Annotated in this window: 15 protein-coding genes and 1 pseudogene; 12 read left to right on the forward strand and 4 right to left on the reverse strand. The window is 39.7% G+C overall.

Features of this window, described 5'->3' with window-relative positions:
* Positions 1-402: 402 nt before the first annotated feature.
* Positions 403-534 carry a DNA-binding anti-repressor SinI gene (gene sinI / locus BTO28_RS16980; protein ID WP_233129870.1) on the forward strand — a complete coding sequence of 44 codons (132 nt, stop codon included), beginning with the start codon at positions 403-405 and terminating at the stop codon, positions 532-534.
* A gap of 29 nt (positions 535-563) precedes the next feature.
* On the opposite strand, the gene BTO28_RS11505 is transcribed toward sinI, so the two are convergent.
* Positions 564-890, reverse strand: coding sequence for a helix-turn-helix domain-containing protein (locus tag BTO28_RS11505; RefSeq protein ID WP_076766375.1), 327 nt, complete (start codon positions 888-890; stop codon positions 564-566).
* 191 nt (positions 891-1,081) lie between these two features.
* Here BTO28_RS11505 and BTO28_RS11510 point away from each other — a divergent pair, with 191 nt between their 5' ends.
* The 6 genes from BTO28_RS11510 to BTO28_RS11535 all read left to right on the forward strand — a co-directional run bounded on the left by BTO28_RS11510 (position 1,082) and on the right by BTO28_RS11535 (position 8,497).
* Positions 1,082-1,999 carry an LCP family glycopolymer transferase gene (locus BTO28_RS11510; RefSeq protein WP_076766376.1) on the forward strand — a complete coding sequence of 306 codons (918 nt, stop codon included), beginning with the start codon at positions 1,082-1,084 and terminating at the stop codon, positions 1,997-1,999.
* A 52-nt stretch (positions 2,000-2,051) separates the two neighbouring features.
* Entirely contained in the window at positions 2,052-2,381 is a 330-nt protein-coding gene (locus BTO28_RS11515; RefSeq protein WP_408606663.1) for a CHY zinc finger protein, read from the forward strand.
* A gap of 160 nt (positions 2,382-2,541) precedes the next feature.
* Positions 2,542-3,651 carry an acyltransferase family protein gene (locus BTO28_RS11520; protein WP_076766379.1) on the forward strand — a complete coding sequence of 370 codons (1,110 nt, stop codon included), beginning with the start codon at positions 2,542-2,544 and terminating at the stop codon, positions 3,649-3,651.
* A gap of 584 nt (positions 3,652-4,235) precedes the next feature.
* Positions 4,236-5,981 carry a DUF2334 domain-containing protein gene (locus tag BTO28_RS11525; protein ID WP_076766382.1) on the forward strand — a complete coding sequence of 582 codons (1,746 nt, stop codon included), beginning with the start codon at positions 4,236-4,238 and terminating at the stop codon, positions 5,979-5,981.
* Positions 5,982-5,987: 6 nt separating this feature from the next.
* Positions 5,988-7,262, forward strand: a complete 1,275-nt coding sequence (locus BTO28_RS11530) for a glycosyltransferase family 2 protein (protein ID WP_076766384.1) — start codon at positions 5,988-5,990, stop codon at positions 7,260-7,262.
* A 140-nt stretch (positions 7,263-7,402) separates the two neighbouring features.
* Positions 7,403-8,497 (forward strand): glycosyl hydrolase family 8, encoded by a 1,095-nt coding sequence (locus tag BTO28_RS11535; RefSeq protein ID WP_144289480.1) that lies wholly within the window; start codon positions 7,403-7,405, stop codon positions 8,495-8,497.
* 47 nt (positions 8,498-8,544) lie between these two features.
* Here BTO28_RS11535 and tatC read toward each other — a convergent pair whose 3' ends face one another.
* From tatC to BTO28_RS11550, 3 genes are all read right to left on the reverse strand, one after another.
* Positions 8,545-9,264 (reverse strand): twin-arginine translocase subunit TatC, encoded by a 720-nt coding sequence (gene tatC, locus BTO28_RS11540; protein ID WP_076766389.1) that lies wholly within the window; start codon positions 9,262-9,264, stop codon positions 8,545-8,547.
* A 92-nt stretch (positions 9,265-9,356) separates the two neighbouring features.
* Positions 9,357-9,557 (reverse strand): twin-arginine translocase TatA/TatE family subunit, encoded by a 201-nt coding sequence (locus tag BTO28_RS11545; RefSeq protein WP_076766391.1) that lies wholly within the window; start codon positions 9,555-9,557, stop codon positions 9,357-9,359.
* A gap of 12 nt (positions 9,558-9,569) precedes the next feature.
* Positions 9,570-11,213 carry a PhoX family protein gene (locus BTO28_RS11550; protein ID WP_076766393.1) on the reverse strand — a complete coding sequence of 548 codons (1,644 nt, stop codon included), beginning with the start codon at positions 11,211-11,213 and terminating at the stop codon, positions 9,570-9,572.
* Between the two features lie 174 nt (positions 11,214-11,387).
* Between BTO28_RS11550 and BTO28_RS17295 the strand changes: the two genes are divergently transcribed.
* The 5 genes and pseudogenes from BTO28_RS17295 to BTO28_RS11570 all read left to right on the forward strand — a co-directional run bounded on the left by BTO28_RS17295 (position 11,388) and on the right by BTO28_RS11570 (position 15,251).
* Positions 11,388-11,549, forward strand: coding sequence for a hypothetical protein (locus BTO28_RS17295; protein WP_198936764.1), 162 nt, complete (start codon positions 11,388-11,390; stop codon positions 11,547-11,549).
* Positions 11,521-12,375, forward strand: a complete 855-nt coding sequence (locus BTO28_RS11555) for a prohibitin family protein (RefSeq protein ID WP_076766395.1) — start codon at positions 11,521-11,523, stop codon at positions 12,373-12,375. Before BTO28_RS17295 ends, BTO28_RS11555 begins: the two co-directional genes overlap by 29 nt.
* Before the next feature lie 184 nt (positions 12,376-12,559).
* Entirely contained in the window at positions 12,560-13,588 is a 1,029-nt protein-coding gene (locus tag BTO28_RS11560; RefSeq protein WP_233129871.1) for a response regulator transcription factor, read from the forward strand.
* A gap of 126 nt (positions 13,589-13,714) precedes the next feature.
* Positions 13,715-14,544, forward strand: a pseudogene (locus tag BTO28_RS11565) (ABC transporter ATP-binding protein).
* Positions 14,541-15,251, forward strand: coding sequence for an ABC transporter permease (locus tag BTO28_RS11570; RefSeq protein WP_076766399.1), 711 nt, complete (start codon positions 14,541-14,543; stop codon positions 15,249-15,251). The pseudogene BTO28_RS11565 and the gene BTO28_RS11570 overlap by 4 nt, the downstream one beginning before the upstream one ends.
* The last annotated feature ends 99 nt before the right edge of the window (positions 15,252-15,350 follow it).

Below are 15,350 nucleotides of genomic sequence, written 5' to 3' on the forward strand. Positions count from 1 at the left end.
AACCTTCTATTATTTAGGGGGTTTTTTTACTTAATTCAAAAAATTATGTTTTAAGGTTCTTGCATCACTAAGACATTCCTATCATACAGCGTGAGTGAAAAGTACGAATAAAAATATCTAATTACTATATTTCGTTTGAAAACCCACTCATTTTTTCATGATAAAAATGAATCAAAACAAGAATAATATGATTCTAGCAGACATATATATAGAATGTGGGACTGGTGTTGTGCGGGATATTTTCCATAAAAAATGTAAGCGTATTAGAATATAAAGAGGTGATAGGTAAAAGGGTTGGGGTACAAAATGTTTTTGTCCAGGATGAATAAAAGATAAAGATGCAAAAACAGATCTATGGCAATTCGCTAAGATGGCTGTACTGCTCGATAGGGAGGATTTTTCTTGGAAGAGGATCAAGCACCGGATATGGAATGGATTGCCTTACTGAATGAAGCGAAGGATTTACAGCTTTCTCTTCAAGAAGTTCGTGAATTTATAAAAAAGAACAGCAACCGGGTCCACAAGACAGAATGAACAAGCAGCGGATGTAAAATACCGCTGCTTTATTTTTTCGTTTTTTGCCATTTTTGAAACTCGAGAAACTCTTTAAACTGTTCTTTGCTAATTCCTGAATTCATCGCTTCCTTCGCCAGTTCGAGCCATTCTGAATCGATCGTTTCGCTGGGAGAAGGTTCTTGAGTAATCAATGATTCTACAGAAACATCAAGTACGGAAGCTATTTTATGTAAAAATTGAATGGATGGATTTAACTGTATTCCGCGTTCGACGGAAGAAATATATGATTTTGCCACTCCGGCACGTGAGGCCAGCTCAGTTACGGATAATCCCTTCCCCACTCGCAGTTCTCGAATACGTTCACCAATTGCCATTTTCATCACCCTTATTCCATTCTATCATTTAAATAGTATCAAACAATTCGTGGAAATCATACCAAAGATGACAAAATAGCCGAATATAACTAAAAGTTCTTAATGGGAGTGCAGGAAGGTTTTCATGAAAGTCGTTTTGTATGTCAATGTATGGTATTCTTTATATAAAATAGCTTAAGGAGCTTTTCATTATGGGAAGACGGGAACATCATAAAAAAAAGCGTGGCAAAAGAAAATTTTTTGTTGGCTGTTTCTTCATTATCCTCCTGATTGGTGCAGGGATTGCATTTATGGCGTACCAGGCGGTGCAGAATGCGCTGGATGGAGAAAGTTTTCAGTCAGATAAACGAACAGATGAATTATCGCTCAAGGATAAAGAAGGGTTTACCGTTTTATTGCTCGGTGTGGATGAACGTGAAGGTGATACTGGACGTTCGGATACAATGCTGTTCATGTCCGTGAACGGTGAAGAGAACACGGCGAAAATGTTGAGCATTCCGCGTGATACAAGAGTGACGATTGCGGGCAAAGACACGAAGGATAAAATAAATCATGCGTACGCATTTGGCGGTGTCACAATGGCGGCCGAAACCGTTGAAGACTTTCTTGACGTACCGGTTGATTATTATGTAGAAATGAACATGGAGGGGCTTGAGGAAATTGTGGATGCAGTAGGCGGTGTAGAAGTGGACAATGCCTTTGCTTTTTCATACGAAGGAGATGATTTTCCGCAAGGCCGTATTACACTAAGCGGATCAGAAGCATTGAACTACACGCGAATGCGAAAAGAAGATCCGAATGGTGATTTCGGCAGACAGGCCCGCCAGAGACAAGTCATAGAAGGCATTCTTGACAAAGGAACCAGTCCGGACATGATTTTTAAGTTTAACGATGTCATGAAAGCAGTCGGCAATAACGTAAAAACAAACTTATCGCTAACGGACATGAGAGCGATCCAAAAAAATTACGCTTCCGCCCGCAATAATATAGAGACGGTGACGATTGACGGAAGCAACGAGAGACTGGACGGCATTTACTATTATGTAGTGAGCAATGAGGAAGTATCCCGTGTATCAAATGTATTTAAAGACCATTTACAGTTAAAATAAGGAATCGGGCAGAAAAGCCGGTTCCTTTTTCGTGCAAAAGGAGAGTACAAAGATGATGATAAAAGGACAAAATGTGCGCGGAAGTGTGCTGGATGACGAAACGAGATGTGCGCATTATCACAAAGAGATCGACCGCATCGCCATTAAATTTTATTGCTGTCAAACGTATTACCCATGTCATAGCTGTCATGAGGAAGACGGTTGTGGAAGTGCCAAAGTGTGGCCAAAAGAGAGGTTTGATGAGAAAGCGGTGCTGTGCGGCGGCTGCGGACATGAGTTGACCGTTCAAGAATATTTAGACTGCCAGTCAAAGTGCCCGAACTGCAGTACGTCATTTAATCCAGGCTGCAGTCTGCATAAGCACTTTTACTTTGAAACATAAAAACAGATGTTGTTTTAGCACCACGCAACATATTGCCGTGGTGCTATTTATTTTGTTGGCGGTATAAGGGATTTTTTTAAAACTATCACAATGTTCTTTATTAAGAACAAGAAAGGTGATATCCTTTAAGAACCAAAATGTTTACTAAGGGGAGATAAGAGTGTCAGTAAGAAAAAAACTGGTTCTAATACAATTTTCTCGTGCATTCGTTCCTTTAATCGTGATGCTATTTCATACAACAGAGAGTATGTACAGTTACTTTAAATACAATTTTTTAGGTCTTTCATTTCTGCCAATATCAGGCGGTGTCAATTATTTTTTTGCTTTAACAGGTTTTATGATGTATTACATATACCGGGAAAGCATTGGGAAAGCGAATCAATTAACGTATTTTTTGCTTAATCGTTTTATTCGAATTTATCCGCTTTATTGGATTCTGACGATCGCGTTTTTAACTGTATATCTTCTGTTCCCAAATCAATTTTGGTCAGGAGTTGACACAAATATTGAAGCTTACATCTCTTCAATCCTGCTTTTGCCCAACTCAAGTGAAACGGACCCTTTTCTTATTGTCGCATGGTCATTAGTACACACTGTCTTTTTTTATTTTATCTTTTCACTTTTATTTTTCTTCAAAATAAATATCTCAAAATGGATCCTGTCTATTTGGGGTGTTCTTTCAATTGTATTTTACACGGGATTAATTGATATAGATCATTATATCATCCGTTTTTTATTTAACTTTTATAATATTATTTTCTTAACGGGGATTGTTTGCGCCCATTTTATTACTTGTCACCGGATAAATTTCAAATGGTCGATCACTCTTTCTGTCATTGGCTTTTTAGGTTTTCCTTTCACTTGGTTAAATTATTTTTATGAATTTATCCATATCGACTTCGATTTTAGCACTGGTTTATCATCCGCTTTGCTTATTTTAGGGTTGGCGTCCATCGATCTTCAAAAAGATATAAAAATACCAAAGGTTTTCAACTATTTAGGAAATGCGGCTTTTTCTATTTATTTATCTCATAACGTAGTTTTAGATATTTCCACCGAGTTATATAGTAGATTAACGATTTACGATGAATTAGGAGGGTGGTTGACAATGACGATTCTTATGATTTTAATGTTGATTATTGGCTGTTTTACCCATTCGTTTATTGAAAAACCACTTATTAAAAGAATGAAAAAGATTGTCTTTAAGAGAAATATGGATATGCCTAAAATGGTTCCAAAAGAAAATAAATCCAGCATCAATATCTCGTGATAACATTTTTGTTATCTGTAGTAGTCACCTAAAAACCCTCTCTTTTAATGAGATATTCCCATGTGTTAGTAAGAAAAAGAAAGAACCCCAATGTCTACAAAATGAAATTTGGCGGGGGGGTTCTTTCTTTGATTTGTTCCTTTCCCTGAGTTTTTGCAGCTATATCTTTTTGCGTCATCAAGATAATACAATATAAAGTCCAAAATAAATTTAAGGGAAAAAAATACACATAAAATAGCGGGATATTGTTCTTTATTAAGAATAAATAGGGATATTTTCCTATTATAAAGGAACAGTGGTTATGTTATACTCCATTTATTGTTTCTTTTAAAGAACAAAGGCGGATATAATTGTCCCTATCGTTCTATCGGTACATACTGATTTATCATAATCCTCTACTAGTTCTTTCACTTGATAATAAATGAGGAAGGTGATGAAACAAGGGGATGGGAGTTGCTAGATTTTTTGATTCACTTATCGACAGGAAAGGAATTTTTTTTGGCTAAAATGTTCTTTATAAAGAACAAATTTCATTAGAACATTGTTAGGAAATCCATTACATTTCGTTACTGGAGGATAAATAAATGAGAAAAAAGTCGAGGAATACCAAAAATAGCTTCATCCTTATCCTTGTTATTTCTATCCTTTTTCCCTTCTTCTTCAATACACCGGAAAGCAGAGCGGAAAAAAACGGTTATTCAAATGTATTGGTGATTTATACATCAAGCGATGGTGAAATAGATGAACATCAGCGAATATTCGACATGTTAATCAGCCATTTTACGACAGACGTGAAGTTCATAAGCAGCAATGAAGTAGAGAAAAAGGACTTAAGCGGCGTTACCCACTTATTCTATTACGGACAGTTTCCGGATCGGCTTCCGAGCACCTTTCACACTTTATTAAATGATTATACTGGATCCATTCTAGCAATTGGGCACAATACGAAACAGCTTGGTACACACTTTGACTTTATTGATCAAAAGAACGAATTCGAAATTAATCAAATGGCGTTTACGGACAAAAAGGAAAAAAGGTTGAATACTTCTTATGGCAAAGCGATAAATATTGAAGTTGATAAAGGAACTGAGATATTGGTCGAGGGAACGCGTGCCGATGATTCAGCTTCTTATCCCATTCTAGTAAAAAATCAAAATCATTATTATTACGCCGTTGACAGAATGGCTATACGGGAAACAATTTTTCTCGGTGAAGCACTTCATCAGATGTTCGGAAAGAAACATATGGATGCTTCCCGTCCTGGGTATATCCGGATCGAAGATGTTCACCCGATGGTCAATCCGGAGCCTCTTAAAGAGATTGCTGGTATCTTAAAAGAAAAAAATATACCGTATATGATCGCGGTCATTCCGGTTTACACCAATCCAGAAACGGGAGAAGAACATTTCTTTTCTGATTCCCCGGAGCTGCTGAAAGTATTGAAGCAGATGCAGGAGGACGGGGGGAGTGTCATTCTGCATGGCTATACGCATCAGCATAAATTGAATGAAACCGGGGAAGGGTTTGAATTTTGGGATGTAGAAAAAAATACGCCCATTTACGCACCTGCCAGTAAAGAATTCGTGTTAAAACATGAAAGAGATTTTGAAACACGGGAGAAGTATGAAGAATATATGAAAGAATTAGAAAATTTCGAAAATGAATACATCCATAAAAAAGTAAAGAGAGGCATTCAAGAACTAGTCAATTATGGCTTGTATCCACTTGCTTTTGAAGCACCTCATTATACGATGTCTCAAAATGGATACAAGGTGTTATCGGAGTCCTTTTCCACCTATGTTGGCCAACTGCAGCTGAGCGATTCAGATTGGAAGATCATGGACAGTACACCGTATATTACGTCCCCTTCTTTTTTGAAAGGAATGCAGCTTTTACCTGAAACAATGGGGTTTGTGGAAGAAGGTAACCCCAATGCTCTTCAGGAAATACAGCAAAAGTCAGAAATGATTCAAATAACTGATAATGGAGTAGCAGGAGCTTTTTACCACCCATATCTTGGCGCAGACGGATTGAAAGATGTGTTAAAGGTAATGGAGAAGATTCCTAATTTATCATGGATTGATTTAAAAGAAATGGATGTTTGGGTTAAAACGGAAAATGTGGACATATACACGAAAAATGGCGAAGTTATAACAGATGTCAAACAAGGAGCACTGCTTTTATCGTCAATTGATTTTCCATTATATCATCTTAAGGAATTCATCGATATGGTCATTTGGGGAATAGCCATTCTTGGAGGATTGGCAGTGATTTCGTTTATTATGTTTACCGTGCATCTTCACAGCAGAAAAGCAAAAATGGAAGGATGATGGTTCTTGGCGAATTTTCTTTTGTACACTTCACTATTCATCATTTGGATGATGCTGTTTTACCACGCATTTCTCATGATCGGCGGTTATCTGCATTCGTTGAAATATCGTGAATATGAGAAAAAACTGGCAACGCCTGTTGAAGACTTTCCAAAAGTAAGCATTCTGATTCCGGCCCATAATGAAGAAGTCGTTATTGAAGATACGATTCAGTCAATGATTCAATTAAACTATCCAAAAGATAAACTAGAAGTCATTATTATTAATGACAATTCGAGTGACAATACAGGCTCCATTATTGACCGATTTGCACAAAAATATGCATTTATTCGGGCAGTCCACACAAAGCCGCCTCACACGGGAAAAGGAAAATCAGCGGCTTTAAATCACGGGCTGAACTATTCCAGTGGAGACATTATCGTCGTCTATGATGCGGATAACACACCGGAACCGGATGCCATCCACTATTTGGCGTTAGGACTGAAGCATGATTCAAAAGCTGGGGCCATTGTCGGTAAATTCCGTGTCGTAAATGCCAATAAAAATATACTCACCCGGTTCATCAATATTGAAACATTAACGTTTCAATGGCTGGCTCAGGCAGGACGCTGGTTCTGGTTTAAAATGTCAACTATCCCTGGGACAAATTTCGCCATCAGGCGTTCCATTCTTGAGCAGCTTGGGGGATGGGATGAAAAAGCTCTTTCAGAAGATACGGAGTTAAGTATCAGGGTCTATAATGCGGGCTACTATATTCGTTTTTTCCCGGCAGCCATTACATGGGAGCAGGAGCCTGAAAACCTGAAGGTGTGGCTCCGCCAAAGGACAAGATGGGCGAGGGGAAATCTCTATGTCATTTTTAAATATTTGTTTCGCATGCACAAATTAAAAAATAAAAAAGTGTTGGTCGACATCTATTATTTCTTATTTACGTATGTTCTGTTTTTTGGAGGCATTCTCCTTTCGCACTCAATTTTTGCTGTCAATTTAGTGCGGGATCTAGAGCTTTCGATTGGTGTCGTTTCCTATGTTTTATTAGTAGTCGGATTTCTGCTTTTCGTAACAGAAGTATGCCTGGCATTAAGCATGGAAAACGATCAATTAACATTTAGAAATTTTCTGTCAGTCCTGTTCATGTATTTCACCTACTCTCAAATGTGGCTCTTTCTTGTAATGTATTCTTCTTTTTTGGAAGGGAAGAGAATGTTGTTCCGGCAGGAAGCTAAGTGGTATAAAACGCAGCGCTTTAAACAACCGACAAAAGAAAATCATTCCGCTTAACAAAATTAATCTGAATATTCAGTATTTATGGGAGCTGTAATAAACATGACATTTTTCGAACCGGTTTACATCGAAACACGCATCGATATTAGCCAAACTCTCAGGCGCAGCCAGAACTAAGCCGTAGGAAGGAGAAAGGAGTGAGGAAAAAAATGCTTCTTATCAGTACTGCTTTTTTCATCGCCAGTTTCGGGATGTTCTATCTTTTTCTTAAAGAAGAATCCGTGAAGCGTTTTGCTGTTGAAGGGTTTATCGAAAAGTGGCTAAAGAACAATAATGGAACGATTGCGACGTATATTCAGGATGGGGAGCTGGAAGATGACGATTTAGTAAAAGGGAGAGAAGCTTTATCAGAAACGTTAGGATTATGGATGGAGTATTCTCTTTTAAAAGAAGATCAAGCACTCTTTGAAGATGCGTATACACAATTAAAGCGTTATTTTTTAGATCAAAATGGATTTGTTTATTGGAAGTTGACGGAAAGCGGAAAAAAAGAGGTTTCTACGAATGCACTGGTGGATGATTTGCGAATTAGCCGGGCTCTTTTTCAAGCAGGGGAAAAGTGGAAGGATGACCGTTATGATCAAACAGCAAAAAAGATAAGCAAGTATATTGTAAAACACAATTTATATGAAATGAGTTTAACCGATTTCTATGATAAAAAGATTGGGGATGGCAGCAAGGTCATTACGCTGTCTTATATTGAACCAGATTCATTAAAACAGATGGAAAAACAAGGTGTCATGGATAAAAAATTGATGAATAGCATGTTCGGTATTTTGAAAAATGCGCCAGTTAGCGGCGCGTTTTTCCCGAAGTCGTATAACGTGGAAAAAAAGGAATATCAGTACGATCAAAACGTTAACCTGGTGGATCAATCCCTTGTGGCTTATTACCGAGAAAAAAACGGCTATTCGACTAAAGCCTTTAATCAATTTGTTAAGAGGGAAATTAAAAAGCACGGTGTCATATATGGGCAGTATGATAGAACGACGGGACAGCCGATTGTCGAATACGAGTCTCCTGCCATCTATGCATGGATCATTTTGTATTGTTTAGAACTGAATGATAAAGAGCTGGCCAAAATAATGTTTGAAGAGATGGCCAAATTTCAGACAAAGGACTCAGAGTATTATGGCGGCTATTCAATATATAAAGAGGATACCCATATATTTGATAACCTAGTTCCTTTACTTGCGGAAAGAGAGATGTATAACAGAAAGATCATTCAATAAGGCTGCGTACCTATATTGGCAAGAAAATTAGCTGTTTGCCGCGAAACTCAGCTCGCGGCAGCAGCCATTTTTCGTTTATACACCATTTTTGACAGAGATACACTCACTTCATACAGTAAAATAAGCGGAATGATGACAAGGACATCCGATAAAAAGTCAGGCGGTGTAATTAAAATCGATACGACGATCAACGCAAAGTATGCGAACTTGCGCATTTTTTGCAAATTGTATGGATTCAGGATGCCAAGGTTAGTTAAAAACATCATGACTACCGGCATTTCAAACAACACTCCGAATGGAAGCGTCATGTGGAGCAAAAATTTAAAATATTTTTCAGTCGTAAAAAACGTCGCAAACATATCTCCGGAGAGTGACATTAAAAATGACAGTACGATTGGGAAAAGCACAAAATAGCCGAATGACAAACCGGCAAGAAATAAGAAAAAAAGAGCCGGAATGTACGTAAGTGTCACTTTTCGTTCAGCCGGTGAAAGTGCCGGCTTAATGAAGAGCCAGAGCTGATGCGCGGCCACTGGAATCACAGCGGCACCTGCAACGACGGCAGCGATGATGACATAAACCATAATAATGTCGCCAGGGCCGAGCAGTGCGAGTTTAAAAGGCAGATCTTTCACGATGTAATGGTATATATCCTGTACAAATGTGAAGGAAATAATGAAAAAAAGCATAAAGGCTGCAACAGTAATAATAAGCCGTTTTCTCATTTCTTCAAAATGTTCGAGTGCCTTCATATTTTGATCTTCCACTTGAATACCTCCCTAAAAAACGACTGACTCAGAAAACAATGCTTCTGAGTCAGCCTTCCCTTTACTATTCGTCCGTCCCCTGCATATGTCTATTAAGCAAGTGTTTTTTCTTTTTCTTTTTTCTTTGGTTTTTCTTCTTCGTCATCCGACACAAGATCACGCGTCGATTTTTTAAATTCTTTTAACGTCGATCCGAATGCGCGGCCGATTTCCGGCAGTTTTGAAGGACCGAAAATGATCAATGCAATAACGAGAATTAAAATTAAGCCCGGTACACCAATGTTTTGCAGCATGAAAAGTCCTCCTTAATATTTAAAACCTGTAATCGCAACGACAGAGGGACGCGGCTGGTTGTCGCCTTTGCGGTGCGGCCACATGCTTGTCGGATTATTCTTGTCTTCTGTTTCCTCGCCTGGATGCTGTACAGCGAGGAATAGAGTAGTTTCATCATCTGTAAAACAAGGACCTGTCAGTTCCGCCTCAACTGGTGCGGATGCGAATTGGTACGCTTCGCCCATTGCATCGCCGCTTGTTGGAATAACGAATACGCCGTTATTTTTGAACGTTGAGAAAATGCCTTTGTTGACTGAGCTGGATGAAATGTCCGTTACGGTCCATAGATTCGCATCGCTGTCGAACGTTAAATTGTCCGGTGCGCTGAAGCCGCTTTGACGGCCGCCGCAAGCGAAAATTTCAAAATCGAATGTGAGTGAACCGAGATCATCGTTATCTTCAAGGAAGCGTGTAATGTGTCCATGCATATTGCCGTGCTTCGCATTGTTTGTATGCGCAATAAATACAGACTTGTCAAACGGGCTGATTTCTACATCTTCCGGACGGTCTGTCGGTGTGGCACCCAGTAAAACGGCAGCATCGTGTGCGTTTACAAGGACATCTGCCTGTGTCTGGAATTTAGCGAGCAATTCTTTATTGTCTTTCGCTGCTGCACGAACTGCTTCGATCGTCAGTGCGACCCATGTTCCTTTTGCCATATTCGCCGCGTACAATGTACCTTCTTCAAGCAGCTCTGAGTTCGCTTGTTTGCGGGATTTTACATATTTGTTTTTACTGATGAATTTATACACACAGGCATCTGTTTTATCGTCGCCCATATACACCGCAATGCGCCCGTCGTTCGTTAAGCCCATCGCTGAGTTTTCATGATGGAAACGTCCGAGTGCTGTATGCTTGCGTGGCGCAAAATTGCTATCAAATGGATCCACTTCTACGATCCAGCCGTAATGTGTTTGATTTAAAGAAGCAGCAGCTGACGTGGATTCATAGTTTTCTTCTGCAGACAAGACCGTATTCCAGAGCGTTTTTCCACCGGAGCAGTTTGCGAACGTACCCTGGACAATGTCGACATTGCCTACAGCCTTTGCCCCGCGTGCCGGACCTGTCAAACGGAATGGTGTAAGGCCTGTAATGCGGCGTGCATAACGAGAATTTGTATCCATTTTCCAAACACCTTCATCGTCCTGGTAAATTTCAATAATGGATCCACCTTGATTGTAAAGAAGCTTTTGAATTTGAGCCGCTGAATATTTACCATTTGTTTTTGGCCCTGTTACCCATAGATCACTTGTATACTCATGATTCACCCATAAAAGTCCACGCTGATTTGAGTTGTTAATTGGGAAAAACATGGTGAAATCATTATTGTAGCCAAATGTATCGCCGGCTTTATTAATGACATCGCCATATGATGCAACAACATCATATTTATAGCCTCTTGGCAAAACAAGGTCATCTTTATCAGATGGTTTAATCGGTTTAAAATTTAATCCAGATACTTTTTTCTTAATGCCAAATAAGTGTGAAGCCGCTTTAGTTCCTTGTGCCTGCGTCTTTGGAGCGAATGAACCGAGCCCTGCAGAGGCAACCGTTAAAGCAGTTACACCTGTTCCAACATACGTTAAAAATTTTCTTCTGTTTAAATCTTGAGACATGACTAGACCCACCCTTTATGTATTTTATTAAACGCCCAATAGCTATATTAGAAAATGTTTGTAAAGGTTCTATACGATAATTGTTTGAATATTGTTAAAAAAAGTTTAAGTTATGAAAATATTTGAAACTTTCTTTACGATTGGTCGTACTATTTGGTGAAGAGAGGTGGTCGGGTGAAAGTTTTTATCGGTTCGATTCTTGTTATATTGCTTATCGGAGCTGGTATATGGCTCATGCTGTCGCCTTCGTTTAAAAAGGTCGGGGAGACAGCAAGTAAAGTGAAAGATAATTTAAAGGAGGGTCATCATGATGGAAACCGTGAAGAAGAAAAATAAAGGAATGAACAAAAAGATGCTTGGCGGTTCGCTTGTGGCACTTGCTCTTATTATTTGTATTGCTCTTTTCTCCATGTTTATAGAAAAAATTCCAAACGGTTATGTAGGGGTTGTGTACAGTCCGAACGGCGGGGTGCAGGATGAGACACTTGGCCAAGGGTGGCATCTTGTCGGCCTCTTCGACAAAGTAACAGTTTACCCAGTGCGAATGCAGACGGTTAATTATAAAGATATTCAAGTCGCGACGTCAGATGGAAAAAGCGTAACCGTTGATTTTGCTTATAATTACAGCATTCAACCGGATAAAGTCGTCGATGTGTTTAATAAATTCGGTCCGGTTGAAGTGGAGCAAATTGAAGAATCCTATTTGCGTACACGTCTGTGGGATGCAGGACGAAAAGGAATAGCGAAATACTCGGTAATTGATACATACGGCGAAAAATCATCCGAAGCCGCCGTTGATGTACAAACCCTTTTTTCTGAAGACATTAAAGAGCTGGGTTTCGTTGTAGATAATATGACGCTCGGTGTACCGAAGCCGGATAAATCAACCCAGGCTGCCATTAATAAACGGGTGGAGGCTGCACAGGAGCTTGAGCGAAAACAAATTGAATTGAAGATAGCAGAAGCGGAAGCGCAGAAAAAGAAAATCGAGGCCCAGGGAATCGCTGATTACAATCAGATTATAAAGGAATCGATTTCACCGGAAGTCATTCAAAACAAGTGGATCGAAAAATGGGATGGTGTAATGCCTAAGGCGACGGGGTCCAATCAGTTGATTCAAATACCAATTGAAGATGCCCCTGCTGCAAATACGAATCAGTAATCTATAAGCAATAAGCCCTTTGCCACCGGCAAGAGGGCTTTTCTATTTCCACGGGTGAAAAATGCTGTTTTTCTGCTAAATGTTTAGATGTTGTTTAATAGAACTAATTTATTGGAACGGGATGATTCTAAGATTATGTTAAAATAGAAAAAAAAGGATAAAGGAATGTGTTCGGATGCTTCAATTGAAGAATATACGCAAAAGTGAGGAGAATAAAGTACTGCTGCCCCCGTTCAGTTTATCTGTATCTGACGGAGAAGTGGCAGCGATTCAATGCAACCATGAATTTCGTAATGAGTTAATGGCCATTTTAAGCGGTTTGTCTATTGTATCGGAGGGAGCATTATATATAAATGAAACGAAAATCGCACCAGGACAAAAAAAGATGTTTCAACAAATTGGGTACGTTTACATGCAGGATGAGCTATATACTCGGCTGTCCGTAATCGAATATTTACGCTTTTTTCAGCAGCTGCATGATGGCAAAGTAAATCTTAACGAATTGACCGATTCGTTTGGACTGATGAAGAAGAAGAACGTACGAATTGAAAAACTATCATATTCAGAAAAAGTGCGGGTTCTGACGGCAAAAGCGCTCGTCCATGATCCGGACTTACTTATACTTGAGGAACCATTTCAATCTATCGATCTTGAAAGCAAATATATCATTCAACGTGCTGTAGAATCATTTGCCTCTCGCGGGAATGTAGTACTAGTTTTGGCAAGTTACCTGGAAAATGCCATGGCGCTTACTGACCAAATTTATGTTTTAAATGAGAGCGGATTAAAACAAAGGGAGATTCAGTTAGAAAATGAGATGGAAATGGAAGAGGAAGCAATAGAGCGGAAAGAAGACTCTGTCATGTTTCCAAATGCCATTCAAATGAAGATTCCATCAAAACTTGAGGATAAGTTAGTGCTGTTTCATCCAGATGAGATTGATTATGTGGAGAGCGTGGAAGGTTCTGCGCAGCTTTATGTGCAGGGTGAGTTTTTTCCTTGTTCGCTTAGTCTTAGTGACTTAGAGGACAAACTGCGACCTTATGGATTTTTCCGATGCCACCGCTCGTTTATTGTGCATTTGCCGAAGGTCAGGGAAGTGGTGACATGGACGCGCAACAGTTACAGTCTCATCCTGACGAATTCAGAAAAAAGTTCGATCCCTCTTTCGAAAGGAAAGCTTTCGGAGTTAAAAGAGAAACTGGACATTTAATTGCTCCATTCAGCTGAAAAAATGCTCCATTCGTGGGGAATATGATGCTTTTCACCTTGATATTGCTGCTTTTCTTTTAAGGTGGGGATATAGTGGAGACACGATCAGCGAAGGGAGCAAATGAATATGGAAAACGTAATTGAAGTACGGAATTTAGTTCATCAATTTGGCGTAAAAAGTGTCTTGAAAGGTCTCGATTTTGATGTGAAGCGTGGTGAGACATTTGGATTTTTAGGACCGAGCGGGTCGGGGAAAACGACGACGATTAAAGTTTTAACATCTCAGCTTATTGGATCAAGTGGAGAAGTGCGCGTTTTCGGACAGGCGAAAGCGGATTTGAAACGAATCGGTATTTTAACAGATAACAGTGGTCTGTATGAAAGACTGACCATCTATGATAACCTGGCACTGTTTTGCGATTTGTATGGGACGGACCGGGCGCGGATTTTAGATGTTCTAGAAGAAGTGAATTTGGCAGGAGAAGAGAAGACAGTTGTGAAAAAACTGTCAAAAGGGATGAAGCAGCGGGTGACGCTTGCCCGGGCGATACTGCATAAGCCGGATTTGTTGTTTTTAGATGAGCCGACATCGGCACTTGATCCGGTGAATCGGACACGTATTCACACGGTGTGCGCCGGTTAAGTGCAGACGGCACTACGATTTTCTTAACAACACATGATATGCAGGAAGCCGAAGAGCTGTGCAGCCGGATTGCATTTTTGAATGACGGCGAAATAAAAGCGATGAATTCACCACAGGCTCTCCGTCTTTACTATTCAGATGAATCGATTTCACTTCATTTAAAAGGGGACAAAACAGTTGTAGTGGAACGTGACGAAGCCGGTGCGGAGCAAATTCAAGCGTACATTGCCAGCGGGGAATTAGTGGCGATTCATTCAAATGAGCCGACACTGGGAGACATCTTTGTGCAATTAACAGGGAGGGATTTAGTATGAATCTATCAATGAAGCGTGTCGGAGCGATTTTTATAAAAGACTGGAAAGATTTAAAGCGAAATTCATACGTTTTGTTTACGATTTTTATGCCGGTTGTGTTTGCGGCGTTTATAGGCCAGGTGGGGATGGAAAACTCAAGCCAGTTCTTGCTCCCGGTAAATATGGCGCTCATCATGAGTGCTGCATTTGTGCAGGCATCGATGGTGGCGGAAGAGAAAGAGAAGAATACACTGCGTGGATTATTACTGTCACCGGCTTCGACACTTGAGATTTTTATAGGGAAAAGCGTGTTGACGGGCGTTGTGACAATCATTGTTATCCTCTTGTCTATTTTGTTGAGCGAAGTTCAATTAAAAGGAATTGCACCGCTTTCTATTGGGATTTTCTTTTCACTTATTGCCTTTATTTCCATCGGAACAATGATTGGTCTTCTTTCGCGAAATGTTATAGAGACCGGGATTGTCGGAATGCCGGTTCTCGTTCTTTTTCTGGGAAGCAGTATGTTGACGCAAATAATTGAGAACAAAACGGTGAAAAACGTGTTATCGTTTTTGCCGAATGAACAGCTTTCAGTCATGTCGATTAAGTTGTATGAAGGAGCGGCATTTCATCATGTTTTTGAAAATATCGCGGTTATTGCTGCCTGGGCGGCCGCCACTGTTGTGTTGACATTTCTTTTATATAAGAAAAGCATGGCCGATAAGTGATGTGAAAACGCATGGCATCCGCCAGGCTTTTCCTTTTTATAGAACTATATCCTTGATTTCCTAAAAATGCAGGTGGTTTTTCATTCTTTTTATGGTAAA

It is taken from the genome of Domibacillus epiphyticus, assembly GCF_001975785.1.
Taxonomy (GTDB): Bacteria; Bacillota; Bacilli; order Bacillales; family Domibacillaceae; genus Domibacillus; species Domibacillus epiphyticus.